This is a genomic window from Pseudomonas sp. BNK-45, assembly GCF_047456255.1.
GTDB lineage: Bacteria > Pseudomonadota > Gammaproteobacteria > Pseudomonadales > Pseudomonadaceae > Aquipseudomonas.
Genome location: NZ_CP179909.1, coordinates 2,998,278 through 3,014,840 on the forward strand (window position 1 = coordinate 2,998,278; position 16,563 = coordinate 3,014,840).

Annotated in this window: 6 protein-coding genes; 5 read left to right on the forward strand and 1 reads right to left on the reverse strand. The window is 66.5% G+C overall.

What is annotated here, in order from left to right:
• The first annotated feature begins 62 nt into the window (after window positions 1-62).
• Window positions 63-1,235 (forward strand): MFS transporter, encoded by a 1,173-nt coding sequence (locus ACMGG8_RS14050; protein ID WP_414159752.1) that lies wholly within the window; start codon window positions 63-65, stop codon window positions 1,233-1,235.
• 72 nt (window positions 1,236-1,307) lie between these two features.
• Window positions 1,308-2,048, forward strand: coding sequence for a thioesterase II family protein (locus ACMGG8_RS14055; RefSeq protein ID WP_060844208.1), 741 nt, complete (start codon window positions 1,308-1,310; stop codon window positions 2,046-2,048).
• A 177-nt stretch (window positions 2,049-2,225) separates the two neighbouring features.
• Here the strand turns inward: ACMGG8_RS14055 and ACMGG8_RS14060 are convergent, their stop codons facing one another.
• Window positions 2,226-3,194, reverse strand: a complete 969-nt coding sequence (locus ACMGG8_RS14060) for a siderophore-interacting protein (RefSeq protein ID WP_060840289.1) — start codon at window positions 3,192-3,194, stop codon at window positions 2,226-2,228.
• Between the two features lie 175 nt (window positions 3,195-3,369).
• Here ACMGG8_RS14060 and ACMGG8_RS14065 point away from each other — a divergent pair, with 175 nt between their 5' ends.
• From ACMGG8_RS14065 to ACMGG8_RS14075, 3 genes are all read left to right on the forward strand, one after another.
• Window positions 3,370-12,666: an amino acid adenylation domain-containing protein gene (locus ACMGG8_RS14065; RefSeq protein ID WP_414159753.1), complete on the forward strand. Its 9,297-nt coding sequence runs from the start codon at window positions 3,370-3,372 to the stop codon at window positions 12,664-12,666.
• Between the two features lie 68 nt (window positions 12,667-12,734).
• Entirely contained in the window at window positions 12,735-13,793 is a 1,059-nt protein-coding gene (locus tag ACMGG8_RS14070) for a TauD/TfdA family dioxygenase (protein ID WP_414159754.1), read from the forward strand.
• 10 nt (window positions 13,794-13,803) lie between these two features.
• Window positions 13,804-16,515: a non-ribosomal peptide synthetase gene (locus tag ACMGG8_RS14075; RefSeq protein WP_414159755.1), complete on the forward strand. Its 2,712-nt coding sequence runs from the start codon at window positions 13,804-13,806 to the stop codon at window positions 16,513-16,515.
• The last annotated feature ends 48 nt before the right edge of the window (window positions 16,516-16,563 follow it).

The window sequence follows — 16,563 nt, forward strand, 5'->3', positions numbered from 1 at the left end:
GTATGTGTTTCTACTGCCTGGCCACTTTATGGCAAGTTGCAGCCCCCCAAGGAGTCGTTTCAATGGCAAACCCCTACCGCGAATTGTTCAAGGCCCCCGGCAGCCGGGCCTTCGTCCTGGCCGGGATGCTGGCGCGCATGCCGATCTCCATGACCGGCATCGGCCTGATCACCATGCTCGCCCAGTTGCACGGCGGCTACGCCCTGGCCGGCTCGGTGGCGGCGACCTTCGCCCTGGCCACGGCGTTCTGCGCGCCCCAGGTTTCGCGGCTGGTGGACCGTTTCGGCCAGGGACGGGTACTGCCCCTGGCCGCGACCCTGGGGGGCGGTGCATTGCTGGCCCTGTTGCTGTGCACGCGCTTGCAGGCCCCGCACTGGACCCTGTTCATCTGTGCCGCCCTGGCCGGCTGCATGCCCAGCATGTCGGCCATGGTCCGTGCCCGCTGGACCGAGCTGTACCGCGGCCAGCCGCAACTGCAGACCGCCTACGCCCTGGAATCGGTGCTCGACGAAGTCTGCTTCATCATCGGTCCGCCGTTGTCGGTGGGCCTGTGCGTCGGCCTGTTTCCCGAGGCCGGGCCGCTGGGGGCGCTGCTGACGCTGGCCGTGGGGGTGGGGGTGTTCGTCATGCAAAAGAGCACCGAGCCCCCGGTGCATCCCCATGAGCAGGGGGGCGGCGGCTCGATCATCCGCTCCGGGGAGATCCGCCTGCTGATGCTGCTGATGACCGCCATGGGCACCATTGTCGGGGTGGTGGACGTGGTCAGCGTGGCCTTCGCCCAGCAGCAGGGACAGCCGGCGGCGGCGAGCATCGTGCTTTCGGTGTACGCCATCGGTTCGTGCCTGGCAGGCATTGCCTTCGGAGCCCTGAAACTGGCCACGCCCTTGCCCCGGTTGTTCATGTATGGCGGTATCGCCACGGCCCTGGCCACCTTGCCGCTGCTGTGGGCGAGCAACATCTTCGGCCTGTCCCTGGCGGTGTTCGTCGCCGGGCTGTTTTTCTCCCCGACCCTGATCGTCGCCATGGCCCTGGTGGAGCGCATCGTGCCGCCGGCCAAGCTCACCGAGGGCCTGACCTGGCTGGTCACCGGCCTGAGCATCGGCGTGGCCCTGGGGGCCGCCGGCTCCGGTGCGCTGGTGGACCATTTCGGTGCCCGCAGCGGCTTCTGGCTGGCCCTGGCCGGCGGCGCGGTGGTGCTGGGGGCGGCGTTGCAGAGCTATCGACGCCTGCGCTGAGGCCCGTGCCGGACTAATTTCTCCGCCTGCTGCCGCGTTGTTCCTAACAGATGATCTGTCGAGGGATAAACCGTGACTCAGTTGAACCTGCTGTGCCTGCCGTACTCCGGCGCCAGCGCCATGGTCTACAGCCGCTGGCGGCGCAAGCTGCCGAGCTGGCTGCACCTGCAACCGGTGGAGTTGCCCGGACGAGGCAGCCGCTACGCCGAACCCCTGCACACCGACATGCGGGTGCTGGCGATGCAGCTTGCCCGGGAACTCCAGAGCACGTTGCGCGCGCCCTATGCCCTGTTCGGCCACAGCCTGGGGGCCTTGCTGGCCTGCGAACTGGCCCATGCCCTGCGCGCCCTGGGCTGTCCGGAACCGGTGGCGCTGTTCGCTTCCGGGACGGCGGCACCGACCTTGCGCAGCGAATACGACCGAGGGTTTGCCGAGGCCAAGACTGACCCACAGCTGATCGAGCAGCTGCGCACCCTCAATGGCACCAGCGAAGAGGTGCTGGCCAACCAGGAACTGATGAGCCTGACCTTGCCGATCCTGCGGGCCGACTTCCTGCTGTGCGGCCGTTTTCGCCCGCTGCAGCGCCCGTTGCTCAATTGCCCGGTGCATGTGCTGGGGGGCACGACCGACCGCGCCACCCGCGAACAACTGATTGGCTGGAGCCAGGAAACCTGCGGCAGCTTCTCCGTGGACATGCTCGCGGGCGGGCACTTCTTCATCCACGAACAGGAAACCAAGGTGCTGAGCCTGATCAAGGGCCACCTGGAAGTGCATCGCCGCCGCCACCTGCAACCGGTAGCCGCGCTTTCCTAGCGGCTACAGACATGCTCCCTGTAGCCGCTGCCGCAGGCTGCGCACGGCCCGCAGGGACGCAAAAAACCTGAGGGCTCCAAAGGTTCGACTGGCGATCGCCAAGCAAGGCCCTTCGGGCCTTTGCGCAGCTTGGCGGGCTCGGCAGCGGCTATAGGGAATAGGGGGCGGTTGGTGGGCTCAACCCAGGGACATACCCAGGCGCCAGTAACCCATCAGGGTCAGGTTGCGACGTTCCTGGCCGCGCTCGTTGATCAGGTGGCGGCGGATGCTCATCACCGTCGCCGATTCTCCGGCGACCCAGGCGTAGAAGCGGTTGTCCGCCGGCTTGGCGGTTTCCCAGGGACGTTGCTCAAGGTCGCGATCGGCGACCTTGAGCGGCCGACGCCCGGTGCTGGGCGGCGGCAGCTCGGCCAGCTCCCGGGCGGCATGGATCAGCGGTTCGCCATGTTGCGCCCCCAGCACGTCCCGGGGCAGCCAACTGAGCCGGGTCTGCGGATGGCAGCGCAGGTCGATGCAGTCGCTCTCATGGGGCACTTCGATGAACACCTGCACGTCCGGGTAATCCGGGTAATCCTGCAACTCCTCCAGAATCCCGGCGATGGCGGGCAGGGCGGTTTCATCGCCCATCAGCAGCACCTTGCCAATCCCCGCCGGCGGCAGCCATTCATAGCCGCCGGGGTCGCCGCTGTAGGCCTTGTTCGGCACCACCATCTGCAGACAGTCGCCGGGCCGGGCATGGGTGGCCCAGGCCGAGGCCGGGCCATTGACCCCGTGCAGGACGAAATCCACATCCAGCTCCGCCGGATGCAAGCGCAAGGCGCGGATGGTGTAGGTGCGCATCGGCGGCTGGCGCTCGGCCGGCAACTGGCGCCGGGCTGCTTGCCAGTCGCCTTCCACCGGCAATTGCGCAGGCGTGCCGTCGGCCCCGGGAAACAGCAGCTTGATGCGCTGGTCCGGGGCCAGGGTGCGGGCCTGGGCGATGTCGGCGCCGCCGAACACCAGGCGGGTCATGGAGGGGCTGAGGTCGATGCGTTGCTTGAGCTCGACGTTGATCAGCCGGTAACCCCGGGGTGACTGGGCGCCGGCGCCTACCAGTTTGCGCAGGCCTTGGGCCAGGGAGCTGGCCAGAGAAGTGGCTGAGGACATGATCGCGACCTTGTTCAGGAGAAGGTCCTGATTTGACGAGCCGCGGCCTGCGCAATTTACCGTGGCGATGCCCCAGCGTCCGCGCTGGGCGGGGTTAATTTTTCTCCTGGGCCATCCGTTTCGTAGGGATAGCCGAGCCATTGCTCGATACCCAACATGTACGGATGAACCCCCGATGAACGCTGAAAAGTCCCTGAAACTCGCACGCCGGTTTATCGAGCTGCCGCTGGAGAAGCGCCGGTTATTCCTCGATAGCCTGCGAGCGGAAAACATCGACTTTTCGTTGTTTCCAATTCCGGCCGAGGTGGCCGTCGAGGACCGTCAGGAACTGTCCTACGCCCAGCGGCGCATGTGGTTTCTCTGGCAGTTGGACCCGCAGAGCGGCGCCTACAACCTGCCGGGGGCGGTGCGCCTGAACGGAGCGCTGGATTGCCAGGCGCTGGAGCAGGCGTTCGCCGCCCTGGTGGCGCGCCACGAAACCCTGCGCACGGTGTTCAAGCGCCATGCCGACGACCGCCTGGAGCAGGCGCCGGCGACGGGCTCGCTGTCGGTGGAGTTTCTCGATCTCGGCGCCATCGACGCCCCCGGCCGCGAGCAGGCGGTGGCGGCCGAGGCCCAGCGCCAGTCGCTGCTACCGTTCGACCTGGACCGCGGTCCGCTGCTGCGGGTCAAGCTGCTGCAACTCGATGAGCAGGAGCATGTGTTGCTGCTGACCCTGCACCACATCGTCTCCGATGGCTGGTCGATGAACGTGCTGATCGACGAGTTCATCCGCTGCTACGACGCCTTCGAGCGGGGCGAGGCGCCGCAACTGCCGCCGCTGCCGATCCAGTACAGCGACTACGCCCTGTGGCAGCGCCGCTGGCTGGAAGCGGGGGAGCAGGCGCGGCAGTTGGAGTACTGGCAGGCGCAGTTGGGCGACGAGCATCCGGTGCTGGAACTGCCCACCGATCATCCGCGGCCGGCGGTGCCCAGTTACCGCGGCACCCGCTATGACTTTGCCGTGGCGCCGGAGCTGGCCGAACAGTTGCGGACCCTGGCCAGGCAGCACAACGTCACCCTGTTCATGCTGTTGCTCGGCGCCTTCAATGTGCTGCTGCACCGCTACACCGGCCAGGGCGATATCCGCGTCGGCGTGCCCATCGCCAACCGCAATCGCGCCGAAGTCGAAGGGCTGATCGGTTTCTTCGTCAACACTCAAGTACTGCGCACCCGGCTCACCGGCCAGACCCGGGTCGGCGAGCTGCTGCAGGCGGTCAAGGATGCAGCGCTGGGGGCCCAGGCCCACCAGGACCTGCCGTTCGAGCAACTGGTCGAGGCGCTCAAGCTGGAGCGCAACCTGAGCCACACGGCGCTGTTCCAGGTGATGTACAACCACCAGCCGCAAGTGGCGGATATCAGCACGGTGCAGACCGCGTCCGGCCTGGAGCTGGGCCTGGTGCAGTGGCAGAGCCGCACCACCCAGTTCGACCTGACCCTGGACACCTACGAGAAGTCCGGCACGCTGCACGCCGCCCTGACCTACGCCGACGATCTGTTCGAGGCCGCCACCATTGCCCGCATGGCGCGCCACTGGCTCGGCCTGCTGCAGGCCATGCTGGGGGATGCCGAGCAGCGCATAGGCGAGTTGCCGCTGCTCGATGCCCGTGAGCAGCAGACCCTGGTGCACGACTGGAACGCCACGGCGCAGGCTTACCCCACCGGGTTGAGCATGCCGCAACTGATCGAAGCTCAGGCCCGGCGTACCCCCGACGCCTGCGCCTTGGTGTTCGGCGAGCAGCAACTGAGCTACGCCGAACTGGATGCCCGAGCCAACCGCCTGGCCCGCTTGCTGCGTGAGCAGGGTGTGGCGGCGGATGTGCTGGTGGGCATCTGCATCGAACGCTCCATCGAAATGGTCGTGGGCCTGCTGGCGATCCACAAGGCCGGTGGCGCTTACGTGCCCCTGGACCCGGAATACCCCCGGGACCGCTTGGCCTACATGATCGAGGACAGCGGCATCCGCCTCTTGCTGAGCCAGCGTTCGCTGCTGCCGCTGCTGGATTTCCAAGCCGATGCGCAGGCGCTCAAGGTCATCGTCCTGGACCAGGATCAGGACGCGCTGCTGGCTTATGACAGCGGCCCGCTGGAGACGCTGGTCGACCCGCTGAACCTGGCCTATGTGATCTACACCTCGGGTTCCACCGGCAAGCCCAAGGGCGCAGGCAACAGCCACGCGGCGCTGGTCAACCGCCTGTACTGGATGCAGCAGGCCTACGGCCTGGACGCCAGTGATGCGGTGCTGCAGAAAACCCCGTTCAGCTTCGACGTCTCGGTCTGGGAGTTTTTCTGGCCGCTGATGACCGGCGCGCGGCTGGTGGTGGCGGCCCCGGGCGCCCACCGGGAACCGGCGCAACTGATCCGCATCATTACCGAACAGCGGATCAGCACCCTGCACTTTGTGCCGTCGATGCTCCAGGCCTTTATCCATGACAGTGGGGTATCGGCCTGCAGCAGCCTCACGCGCATTGTCTGCAGTGGCGAGGCCCTGCCCCTGGAAGCCCAGCAGCAGGTCTTTGCCCGACTGCCCGGTGCGGCCCTGTACAACCTGTACGGCCCGACCGAAGCCGCAATCGATGTCACCCACTGGACCTGTGTCGACGAAGGCGCGAGCAGCGTGCCGATCGGCCGGCCGATCGCCAACCTGCGCACCCATGTGCTGGATGCTCAGCTGCAACCGGTGCCGGCCGGCGTCGCCGGCGAACTCTACCTGGGCGGCAGCGGCCTGGCGCGCAGCTACCACCGGCGCCCGGCCCTGACCGCCGAGCGCTTTGTACCTTGCCCGTTCCACCAGGGCGCGCGGCTGTATCGCACCGGCGACCGGGTGCGCCAGCGCGCCGATGGCGTGATCGAGTACCTGGGGCGCCTGGATCATCAGGTCAAGTTGCGGGGCCTGCGTATCGAGCTGGGTGAAATCGAAGCCCGGCTGATGCAGCACCCGAGCGTGCGCGAGGCCGTGGTGCTGGTGCAGAACGCCAAGCACCTGGTGGCGTATCTGGTGTTGCAAGAGGGCGCCCAGGCCCAGGGGTGGACCGACGAACTCAAGGCCTGGCTGGCCAGCAGCCTGCCGGAGTACATGGTGCCCCATCACCTGCTGGCCCTGGATCGCTTGCCGGTGACCGCCAACGGCAAGCTCGACCGCAAGGCCTTGCCGCTGCCCGAGACGGCGCCGCAACTGGCCTATGTGGCCCCGGAGAACGCCATGCAGAAGGCCCTGGCGGGCATCTGGTGCGATGTGCTGGGGCTCGCTCAGGTAGGCCTGGACGATAACTTTTTCGAGCTTGGCGGTGATTCGATCATCTCGATCCAGGTGGTCAGTCGCGCCCGTCAGGCCGGGGTCCGTCTGGCGCCCCGGGACCTGTTCCAGTACCAGAGCGTGCGCAGCCTGGCCCAGGTCGCGGTCCTCGACGATCAGCCGCAGATCGACCAGGGACCAGTGACCGGTGAGGTGCCGTTGACCCCGGTACAGCACTGGTTCCTGTCTCAGGAGGTGCCTCGACCGGGGCACTGGAACCAGTCGTTGCTGCTGGACCCGCGCCAGCCCTTGCAGCCAGCGCTGTTGCAGGTGGCGTTGTTGCAGGTGGTCAATCATCACGATGCCTTGCGCCTGCGCTTTGTCGGCACGCAGCAGGGTTGGCAGCAGGCCTATGCCGAGCCTGCCAGCCACTTCGACCTGTGGCAGTGCCGGGTCGAGCATGACCAGGCCCTGGCGGCAGTGTGCGACGAGGCCCAGCGCAGCCTGGACCTGCAAGCCGGCCCCCTGGTACGCGCGGTCCTGGTGGAGCACGAGTCGGGTCGCCAGCAACTGTTGCTGGTGATCCACCACCTGGTGGTGGATGGGGTGTCCTGGCGGGTGCTGCTGGAGGACTTGCAACAGGCCTACCGGCAGTTGGCGGAGGCTCAGACGGTGCAACTGCCACCCAAGACCAGTGCCTATCAGGCCTGGGCCCGGCGCTTGCGGGAGCATGCGCCGCAGCGCGAGACCGAACTGGCGTACTGGCTGGCGCAGCAGAGCGGAGCCGGCGACTTGCCCTGTGACAACCCAGCGGGCGGCCTGCAGAACCGTCATGGCCGCAAGATCGAGTCGCGACTGGATGTGGGGCTGACCCGCAAACTGCTGCAACAGGCTGTGAGCGCCTATCGCACCCAGGTCAACGACCTGCTGTTGACCGCCCTGGCTCGCGTACTGTGCCGCTGGACCGGGCAGGCTTCGGCCCTGATCCAGTTGGAAGGGCATGGTCGCGAGGACCTGTTCGACGATCTGGACCTGACCCGCACCCTGGGCTGGTTCACCAGCCTGTACCCGGTGCGCCTGCAGCCGGCCGAGCAAGCTGGGGCTGCAATCAAGGGGATCAAGGAGCAACTGCGCGCGATCCCCGGCAAGGGGCTGGGCTACGGCTTGCTGCGCTACCTGGGCAGCCCGGCCCAGCGTCAGGCGCTGGCGGCATTGCCGCAGCCACGGATCACCTTCAACTACCTGGGCCAGTTCGATCGCCAGTTCGATGAGCAGGCGTTGTGGACGCCGGCCAGCCAGAGCAGCGGGCAGGCTCAGGACCCACAGGCACCCCTGGCCAACTGGCTGACCCTGGAAGGCCAGGTCTATGGCGGCGAACTGGCGTTGCAGTGGGGCTACAGCGAGGAAATGTTCAGCGACTCCAGCATCCAGCGGCTGGCCGATGACTACCTCGCCGAGCTGCGCCTGCTGATCGAGCACTGCTGTGGGCTGGATCAGGCCCAAGCTACGCCTTCGGACTTCCCGCTGGCACGGATCTCCCAGCAACAGCTCGACGCGCTGCCGGTGCTGGCGGCTGCCATCGAGGACCTGTATCCGCTGACGCCGATGCAGCAGGGCATGCTGTTCCATACCCTCTACGAGCCCCAGGAACAGGCCTACATCAACCAGTTGCGCCTGGACATCCATGGCCTTGATCCCCAGCGCTTTGCCGATGCCTGGCAGAGTGCCTTGGATCGCCACCCGATCCTGCGCAGCAGCGTGCACTGGGAAGGGTTGGACAGCGCCCATCAGTTGGTCAGGAACCGGGTCAAGGTGCCGTTGCAGGTCTTGGCATCGGCCCCGGCGGATCTCGATCTACTGGCCGCGCAAGAGCGTTCCCGGGGGTTCGAGCTGGACCGGGCGCCCTTGCTGCGCCTGCTGCTGGTGCCCATCGCCGACAACCACTGGCACCTGATCTACACCTGCCACCACCTGCTGCTCGATGGCTGGAGCAATGCCAGCCTGCTGGCCGAAGTGATCCAGTTGTACGGCGGCGCTCGCTTGCCGGCGCCCCAAGGCCGCTATCGCGACTACCTGGGCTGGTTGCAGCAGCAGTCGGCCCCGGCTGCACAACAGTTCTGGAGCGAGCGCCTGCACGCCATGGACTCGCCGACCTTGCTCGCCGACGGGGTGCGCAAGCCGGTGTCGGGCAGCGGCCATGGGCAGCACCTGGAAGGGTTCGACCAGGCGCTGACACAACGCCTGGGCAGCTTTGCCCGGCAGCAGAAGGTCACCCTCAACACCGTGCTGCAAGCCGCCTGGGCGCTGTTGCTGCAGCGTTATTGCGCGCAGCAGTGCGTGATCTTCGGTGCCACCGTGGCGGGGCGTTCGGCGCCGCTGCCGGGTATCGAGCAGCAGTTGGGGCTGTTCATCAATACCTTGCCGATCATTTGCCAGCCACGTTCGCAGTGCAGCGTGGGGCAATGGCTGGAGCAGATGCAGGCGCTCAATCTGGGCCTGCGCGAACACGAGCACGTGCCGCTCTACGAGATCCAGGGTTGGGCCGGGCACCAGGGCGCCCCCTTGTTCGACAGCCTGCTGGTGTTCGAGAACTTCCCCGTGGCCCAGGCCCTCAAGGAGGGGGCTCCGGCCGGGCTGCAGTTCTCCGGCCTGGCCAACCACGAGCAGACCAGCTATCCGCTGACCCTGGGCATCGAGTTGGGCGAGCACCTGAGCCTGGACTTCAGCTATGACCGCAGTCGTTTCAGTGCCGATCAGGTCCAGGGCTTCTGTGCCCAGTTGCGGCATTTGCTGCTGCAGTTCATGGCCGATCCCGACGCGGCCCTGGGGGGCTTGCAGTTGTTGAGCGAACAGGCGCGCCAGGACTTGCTGCAGCACAGCCAGCTGGCCGAGGTGGTACCCGCCCAGGCGCCGCTGGTGCACCAGCGGATCGCCGCGCAGGCGGCGGCCACGCCCGAGGCGCTGGCGCTGGTGGTCGATGGCGAGCAACTGGACTATGGCCAGTTGAACGCCCAGGCCAACCGCCTGGCCCATTGTCTGCAAGCCCAGGGGATTGGCCCGGGGGATCGGGTCGGCCTGGCACTCAAGCGCGGCCCGCAACTGATCGTCAGCCTGCTGGCGGTGCTCAAGAGTGGCGCGGCCTATGTGCCCCTGGACCCGCAATACCCGCAAGAGCGTCTGGCGTTCATGATTGCCGACAGCCGCCTGAGCCTGCTGCTCAGCGACACCGGCATCTGGGCCGCGCCGCTGCTGCCCGACAGCGTGCTGCATTGGGATCTGCCGAGCCTGGCGCAACGCTTGAGCCATTGCTCCAGCGCCGATCCGCAGAACCGCGCCTGCCCGCAAGACCTGGCCTATGTGATCTACACCTCGGGCTCCACCGGGGTCCCCAAGGGCGTGGCCATCGATCACCGGGCCTTGTCGGCGTTCTGCGAAGCAGCGGCGGATTATTCGGCGCTCACCGCCACCGACAAGGTGCTGCAATTCGCCACCTTCAGCTTCGACGGTTTCGTCGAGCAGTGTTACCCAACCCTTTGCCTCGGCGCGGCCCTGGTGATGCGCGGCGACGAGCCCTGGGCCGTCGAGCAACTGGCGGCGGTGATCGTCAGCCAGGGCGTGACCCTGGCCGACCTGCCGGCGGCTTACTGGCACTTGCTGGCCAAGCAGTGCATGGCCGACGGTATCCGCAGCCTGGGGCGCCTGCGCCAGGTGCATGTCGGCGGCGAGGCGATGTCGGTGGAGGGCTTGCGCCTGTGGCACGCCGCCGGGCTTGGGGGGGTACGCCTGCTCAATACCTACGGCCCGACCGAGGCCACCGTGGTCTCCAGTGTCCACGACTGCCGGGAGCAGGATGCCAGCGAGGTCTACGGCATCCCGATCGGCCAGCCGATCATCGGCCGCGCCCTGCGGATCATCGACGGCGACCTCAATCTGCTGCCCGAAGGCGGCACCGGAGAGCTGTGCATCGGTTCTGCGTCGAGCCTGGCCCAGGGGTATTTTGACCGGCCGGGACTGACCGCCGAGCGCTTCATTCCCGACCCCTTTGCCGGTCAGCCCGGCGCCCGGCTGTATCGCAGTGGCGACCTGGCGCGTTACAACCCGCAAGGGGCGATCGAGTACATCGGCCGCATCGATCATCAGGTGAAGATCCGCGGCTTCCGCATCGAACTGGGGGAAATCGAGGCGCGCCTGTCGGCTCGGCCAGATGTGCGTGAGGCGGTGGTGCTGGCCGTGCCGGCCAACAACGGCATGCAACTGGTGGCCTATGTGGTGCCCTCTGCGTTGCCTGGGGATACCGACGACGGCCTGGGCGATGCTCAGGCACAGGCCGAGCGTTGCGCGCTGATCAAGGCCGGGCTCAAGGAAACGCTGCCGGATTACATGTTGCCCAGCCACGTGCTGCTGTTGCCGCGCCTGCCCCTCAACCCGAACGGCAAGCTGGACCGCAAGGCCCTGCCCAAGCCGGACTTGAGTGCCTTGCAACAAGCCTATGTGGCCCCGCACAGCAAACTGCAGCAGCAGGTGGCGGCGATCTGGCAGAGCGTGCTCGAAGTCGAGCGGGTCGGCCTGCAGGACAACTTCTTCGCCCTGGGCGGGCACTCGTTGCTGGCCACCCAGGTCATCAGCCGGGTGCGGCATGAGCTGGGCTTGCAGGCCGCGCTGCGGACCCTGTTCGATGCGCCCGACCTGCAGGCCTTTGTCACCGCCCTGGGCGCCACTGAGGCTCCGGAGGCGGCCCCGGCCTTGTGCCGGGTGGATGACTCGCGGCCACAGCCGTTGTCCTTTGCCCAGCAGCGCTTGTGGTTCCTCTGGCAGTTGGAGCCGCAGAGCTCGATGTACAACATCGCCCGGGCCCTGGAGTTGCGTGGCGAGGTGGACATCGAGGCGGTGCGGCAAGCCTTCGAATCGCTGATGCAGCGGCATTCGGTATTGCGTACCACCTACAGCGAGGTCGAAGGCGAGAGCTGGCAGCACGTCCATCGCCACCTGCCGCTGTCGTTCGTGTTCGATGACCTGTGCGCCTTGCCTTTGGCCGAGCGCGAGACCATGGCCCAGCAGCAGTTGCAGCAACAGGCCGCGGAGCCCTTCGACCTGATCGCCGGTCCGCCGATGCGTGTACGCCTGCTGCGGCTGGAGCCGCAACGGCACCTGCTGCTCATGACCCTGCACCACATCGTCGCCGACCATTGGTCGTTCGGCATTCTGCCGACCGAGTTCGTAAGCCTGTATCACGCCCATCGGACCGCCACGGCCAGCCCGTTGCCGGAGCCGGCCCTGCACTACGTGGACTTTGCTGTCTGGCAGCGCCAATGGCTCGAAGGCGGTGAGCTGCAGCGTCAGCTCGATTACTGGCGTGATGTCCTGGGCGATGACCATCACCTCACGCGCTTGCCCGCCAGTGCCACGGTGCAGCCAGGGCAGGCGCCGTCACCCTTGTGCGATCTCCACGAATTCCATTTTTCGGCGGCTCAGAGCCAGGCGCTGCGCGCCTTTGCCAGTGCCCAGGGGGTGACCTTGTACATGATGCTGCTGGCAGGTTTTGCCCTGGTGGTGGGGCAGCGCAGCGACAGTTCGCGGGTGCGTCTGGGGACCGATATCGCTAACCGCAATCACGCCGGCGTTGAAGATCTGGTGGGCTTCTTCGTTAACCAACTGGTGTTGCAGATAAGTGTCGAGGAACAACAGTGCGTCAGCGACTTGCTGCAGGTGACACGGAGCACGGTCATCGGTGCTTCGGATCACCAGGACCTGCCTTTCGAGCGCCTGGTGGAGGCGCTGCGGGTGGTCCGGCGCGCCGGTCGTTCACCGTTGTTCAGCATCAAGTTCATCTATCAGGAAAGCCTTGATCAGCCCTTGTCGATCGACGGCCTGGACGTGCAGCCGGTGGCTGCCGGCAGGGCTGCCGCGGAGCTGGACCTGGTGGCCGAGTTCGTCAATGCGCCCCAGGGCATCTACCTCGGCCTGAAGTGCGATGCCGGGCTCTACACCGCCGCGGACATGGCGTGCCTGTTCGAGCAGTTGCAGGCGGTGTTCGAGCTGATGGTGGTCGATACCCAGGCGCCGTTGGCGGCGTTGCTGAACCAGGCACGGGATATCCAATACCTGCGCGAGCGAGACCAGTTGCAACAGCGCCAGGCCCTGCTCAAGCAACAGCACCCGATTCAGCGGCGCCGTCCAGGACGGGTGCCGGTCGAGTGAAGCCATATTGAACAATCATGCAGGCGCGTGCGATCGCCGCGCCTGATACCGCGAATCGGAGGTGGGTCATGTCGAAATTCGAGTCTCAAGCCATACCGGCATTGGGCAAGGGACGGCGCAAGAGCTTGAGCCTGGACCAATCCAGCCTGGTGACGTTCACGCCGCTGTTCGAGAACAGCTCGATTCCCCTGCTGTGCACGCCGAACGTTCCTGGCGTGGGGCTGGCGCAGTGGGCCGGGGAAAACCGCGAGCTGCTCCAGGAAAAGCTCGACCGGCACGCAACGTTGTTGTTCCGCGGCTTCGCGGTGCAGGACATCAACGAATTCAACCAGTGCGTCGATTCGATTTCCGGTGGTGCCCTGGAGTACCTGTTCCGGGCCTCGCCGCGGACCCAGATCACCAAGAAACTCAACGTCTACAGCTCCACCGACTACCCGGCCGTGGAAAAGATCTTTCCCCACAACGAGCACTCCTATTCCCCGGTGTTTCCGCTGCACCTGTATTTCTACTGCGACGTGCCGTCGACCACCGGCGGCGAGACGCCATTTGGCGACACCCGGCATTTGCTGGCGCGGATCGATCCACAGGTGCGCGAAGAGTTCAAGCGCAAGCGCGTGCTCTATGTGCGCAACTATGGCGACGGCATGGGGCTGCCCTGGCAGACCGTGTTCCAGACTGACAACCGCGCCGAGGTCGAGGCCTATTGCGCGAAGATCGGCGTGACCCCGGAGTGGAAATCCGGCAACCGCCTGCGCACCCGGCAACAGGGCCCGGCCATGGTCCGGCATCCGCGTACCGGCGAGAGCGTGTGGTTCAACCATGCGACGTTCTTCAATGCCCTGACCCTGCCAGAGAGCATCCGCGACAGCCTGCTGGCGGAGTTCGCGCCCGAGGACCTGCCGCAAAACACCTTCTTTGGCGATGGCAGCCCGATCCCCGATGACTACATCACCCATCTGCAACAGCTCTATCGCGAGGTGATGGTGGAGTTTCCCTGGGAGAAGGGCGACGTCGTGATGCTCGACAACATCCTCACCCTGCACGCCCGCAACGAATATTCAGGCCCGCGCAAAATACTCACAGCCATGGCCGTCCCGCTGAAAAGCACCGACGTGGCCATTGGTTAAGGACATCAGCATGACCGACTTTTCCCAAGCAGAGACGTTTCAGATTTCGGCCCAGCAGGCCGCGATTCTTTCCCAGCAGCAGTACCTGGGCCAGCCGCTGGCGGCGCAGGCGCTCCTGTCCTTCGACACGCCGCCCGAGCGTGCTGTGCTGGAGGCCGCACTGAACGAGGTGTGCCAGCGCCACGAAATCCTGCGCACCCGCTACCGGCAGGTGCCCGGCTTCAAGCAACCGGTGCAGGAAATCACCCCCCAGGTGCGCCTGCGCCTGTCGCTGGAAGCGGGGCGCAGCCTGCAACAGGCCCGTGCCGAGGATCGCCTGGCCCTGGCCGAAGTGCCCCTGGTGGCCTCGCTGCTGGATCGTCAGTTGTTGATCAGCGTGACCCTGGCCAGCTGTGACCGCCAGTCTCTGGCATTGCTGATGACCGAACTGCAGCAACTGTGCGCGGGACGGCAGTTGCCAGCGTTCGACAGCCTGCAGTACGCCGATTACGCCGCCTGGCAGAGCGAGCTGGGGGAGGAGGCGATCGGTCGCGAAGGCCTGCAGTTCTGGCGCACTCTGTATGCCGGACAGCAGCCGGGCGTGCGCCTGCCGTTCGAGCGCCGCCTGGACTTTGCGCCGCAGTTGCAGGAATGCCGCCTGGACACCGATCTGGCACCGGCATTGCGCCAATTGGCCAGTGCGGCCGAGCTGAGTGTCGAGGACAGCCTGCTGTTCCTCTGGGCCGGTTTCCTCGCCGGGCTGAGCCAGCAGGACTCGCTGTTGGTGGCGCTGACCATGGACGGTCGCAGCGACCAGTTGCAGCAGACCCTGGGTCATTTCAGCCGGCGCCTGCCCGTGGCCGTCACGTTGCAGCCCCAAGCCACCTTGCAGGACAACCTGCAGGCGTTCCGTCATCAGCTGGACCTGAGCCGCTCTTGGCAGGATTGCCTGAACGAGCTGGAAGCGTTCGGCGCCGAGCAGCCCCGTCCCCTGGACCTGGGTTGCTCCTACAGCGAAGGCGCCGAGGTGCAGGAGCTGCTCCTCGATCGGGCGTACTTCGAGAAGCTGCACCTGCAGGCCCGGGCCGAGGCCGACCAGCTGTCGCTGCAACTGAGCTGGCAGCCCCGTCTGCTGCCCGACGGCCTGCCTGCCGCCTGGCTCGAACAGTTCGCCCAGTGGCTCAAAGCGGCCGCCGCGGACAGCAGCCTGGCCCTTGAGCAATTGCCGTTGGTCAGCGCTGATCAGGCGCAGCGCCTGTTGCAGGATTTCGATCGCAGCGCGGACCTGAACGCCGCCGATGCACCGCTGCTGCACCAGCTGTTCGAAGAGGCCGCCCGGGCCTTTCCCGAGCGTGCCGCGATCCATGTCGATGGCCGGGAAATCACTTACGCCGAGCTCGACCGTCAGGCCAATCAGCTGGCCCACAGCTTGCGCCAGCAAGGGGTCGACAGCGACGCCATCGTCGGGGTCTATGGGGCGCGTTCCATCGAGATCGTGGTGGCCCTGCTGGGGATTCTCAAGGCCGGTGGCGCCTACCTGCCGCTGGACCCGGCCTATCCCAGCGAGCGCCTGTCCTTCATGCTCGAGGACGCAGCGGTGCGCTGCCTGATCAGCCTGCAACCCCTGCATCCGGACATCGTCCTGCCGGCCGACCTGCCCCAGATCAGCCTGGACCCTCAACTGTTGAGCGGCAACGCCCAAGCGCTGCCCAGCCGCAGCACGGGCGACAACCTGGCGTATGTCATCTATACCTCGGGCTCCACCGGCAAACCCAAGGGCGTGATGGTGTCCCACGCCAATGCCAGCACCTCGACCCTGGCCCGCGGCGCGTTCTACCAGGCGCCCCTGGAACGTTTCCTGATGCTGTCCTCGTTCTCCTTCGACAGCTCCGTGGCGGGGATCTTCTGGACCCTGAGCCAGGGCGCGACCTTGTACCTGCCCAGCGAAGAACAGCACAAGGACCCGCAGCAGGTCGCCGAGCTCATCGACGCGCAGCGGATTTCCCACTTTCTGGCCCTGCCATCGTTCTATGTGCAAATCCTCGAAGCCCTGCAGCAGCCGTCACTGCGCTGTGTGATCGTGGCCGGCGAAGCCTGTCCGGTGGAGCTGGCCCTGCGGCACCGGGAACGGCTGCCCGAGACCTTGCTGGTGAATGAATACGGCCCTTCGGAAAGTGCGGTCTGGTGTTCGGCTTTCGCCGTGGAGCAGTCGCCTGTGGATGAGCGGGTGGCCATCGGTGGCGCTATCGCTGGTACGCGACTGCGGGTGCTGGATGAAGAAGCCGGACTGGCCGGTATCGGTCGCGAGGGCGAGCTGTTCATCGGAGGTCCGGGCCTGGCCCGTGGCTACCTCAAGCGTCCGGCCCTGACCGCCAGTCGCTTCCTCCCGGACCCGTTCGCCAGCACCCCCGGCGCGCGCCTGTATCGCACCGGGGACCGGGTCAGCAGCTTGCCCCAGGGCACGCTCGACTACCTCGGTCGGATTGACTTCCAACTGAAGATCCGAGGCTTTCGCATTGAGCTGGGCGAGATCGAAAGCCTGCTCGGGCAAGCTGCCAATGTGCGCGAAGCCGCTGTCGTGGCCCGGGACACGGCGGCCGGCAAACAGTTGGTGGCGTATGTGGTGCTGGCCCAGGTCGACGACCGCGAGGCCCAGGAGCAGGTCCTGCTGGCCCAGCTGCGCGAGCAGTTGCCCGAGTACATGGTGCCGTCGTTCCTCAGTGTCCTGGAGCGTTTCCCCTGACCCCCAACGGCAAGCTGGACCGTAACGCCCTGAGCGCTCTGGAGCTGC

Excerpts from the sequence above, each read along its gene's own strand:
- ACMGG8_RS14050 (WP_414159752.1), top strand. The coding sequence starts at position 63 with ATGGCAAACCCCTACCGCGAATTGTTCAAGGCCCCCGGCAGCCGGGCC.
- ACMGG8_RS14060 (WP_060840289.1), bottom strand. The coding sequence starts at position 3,194 with ATGTCCTCAGCCACTTCTCTGGCCAGCTCCCTGGCCCAAGGCCTGCGC.
- ACMGG8_RS14065 (WP_414159753.1), top strand. The coding sequence starts at position 3,370 with ATGAACGCTGAAAAGTCCCTGAAACTCGCACGCCGGTTTATCGAGCTG.
- ACMGG8_RS14070 (WP_414159754.1), top strand. The coding sequence starts at position 12,735 with ATGTCGAAATTCGAGTCTCAAGCCATACCGGCATTGGGCAAGGGACGG.
- ACMGG8_RS14075 (WP_414159755.1), top strand. The coding sequence starts at position 13,804 with ATGACCGACTTTTCCCAAGCAGAGACGTTTCAGATTTCGGCCCAGCAG.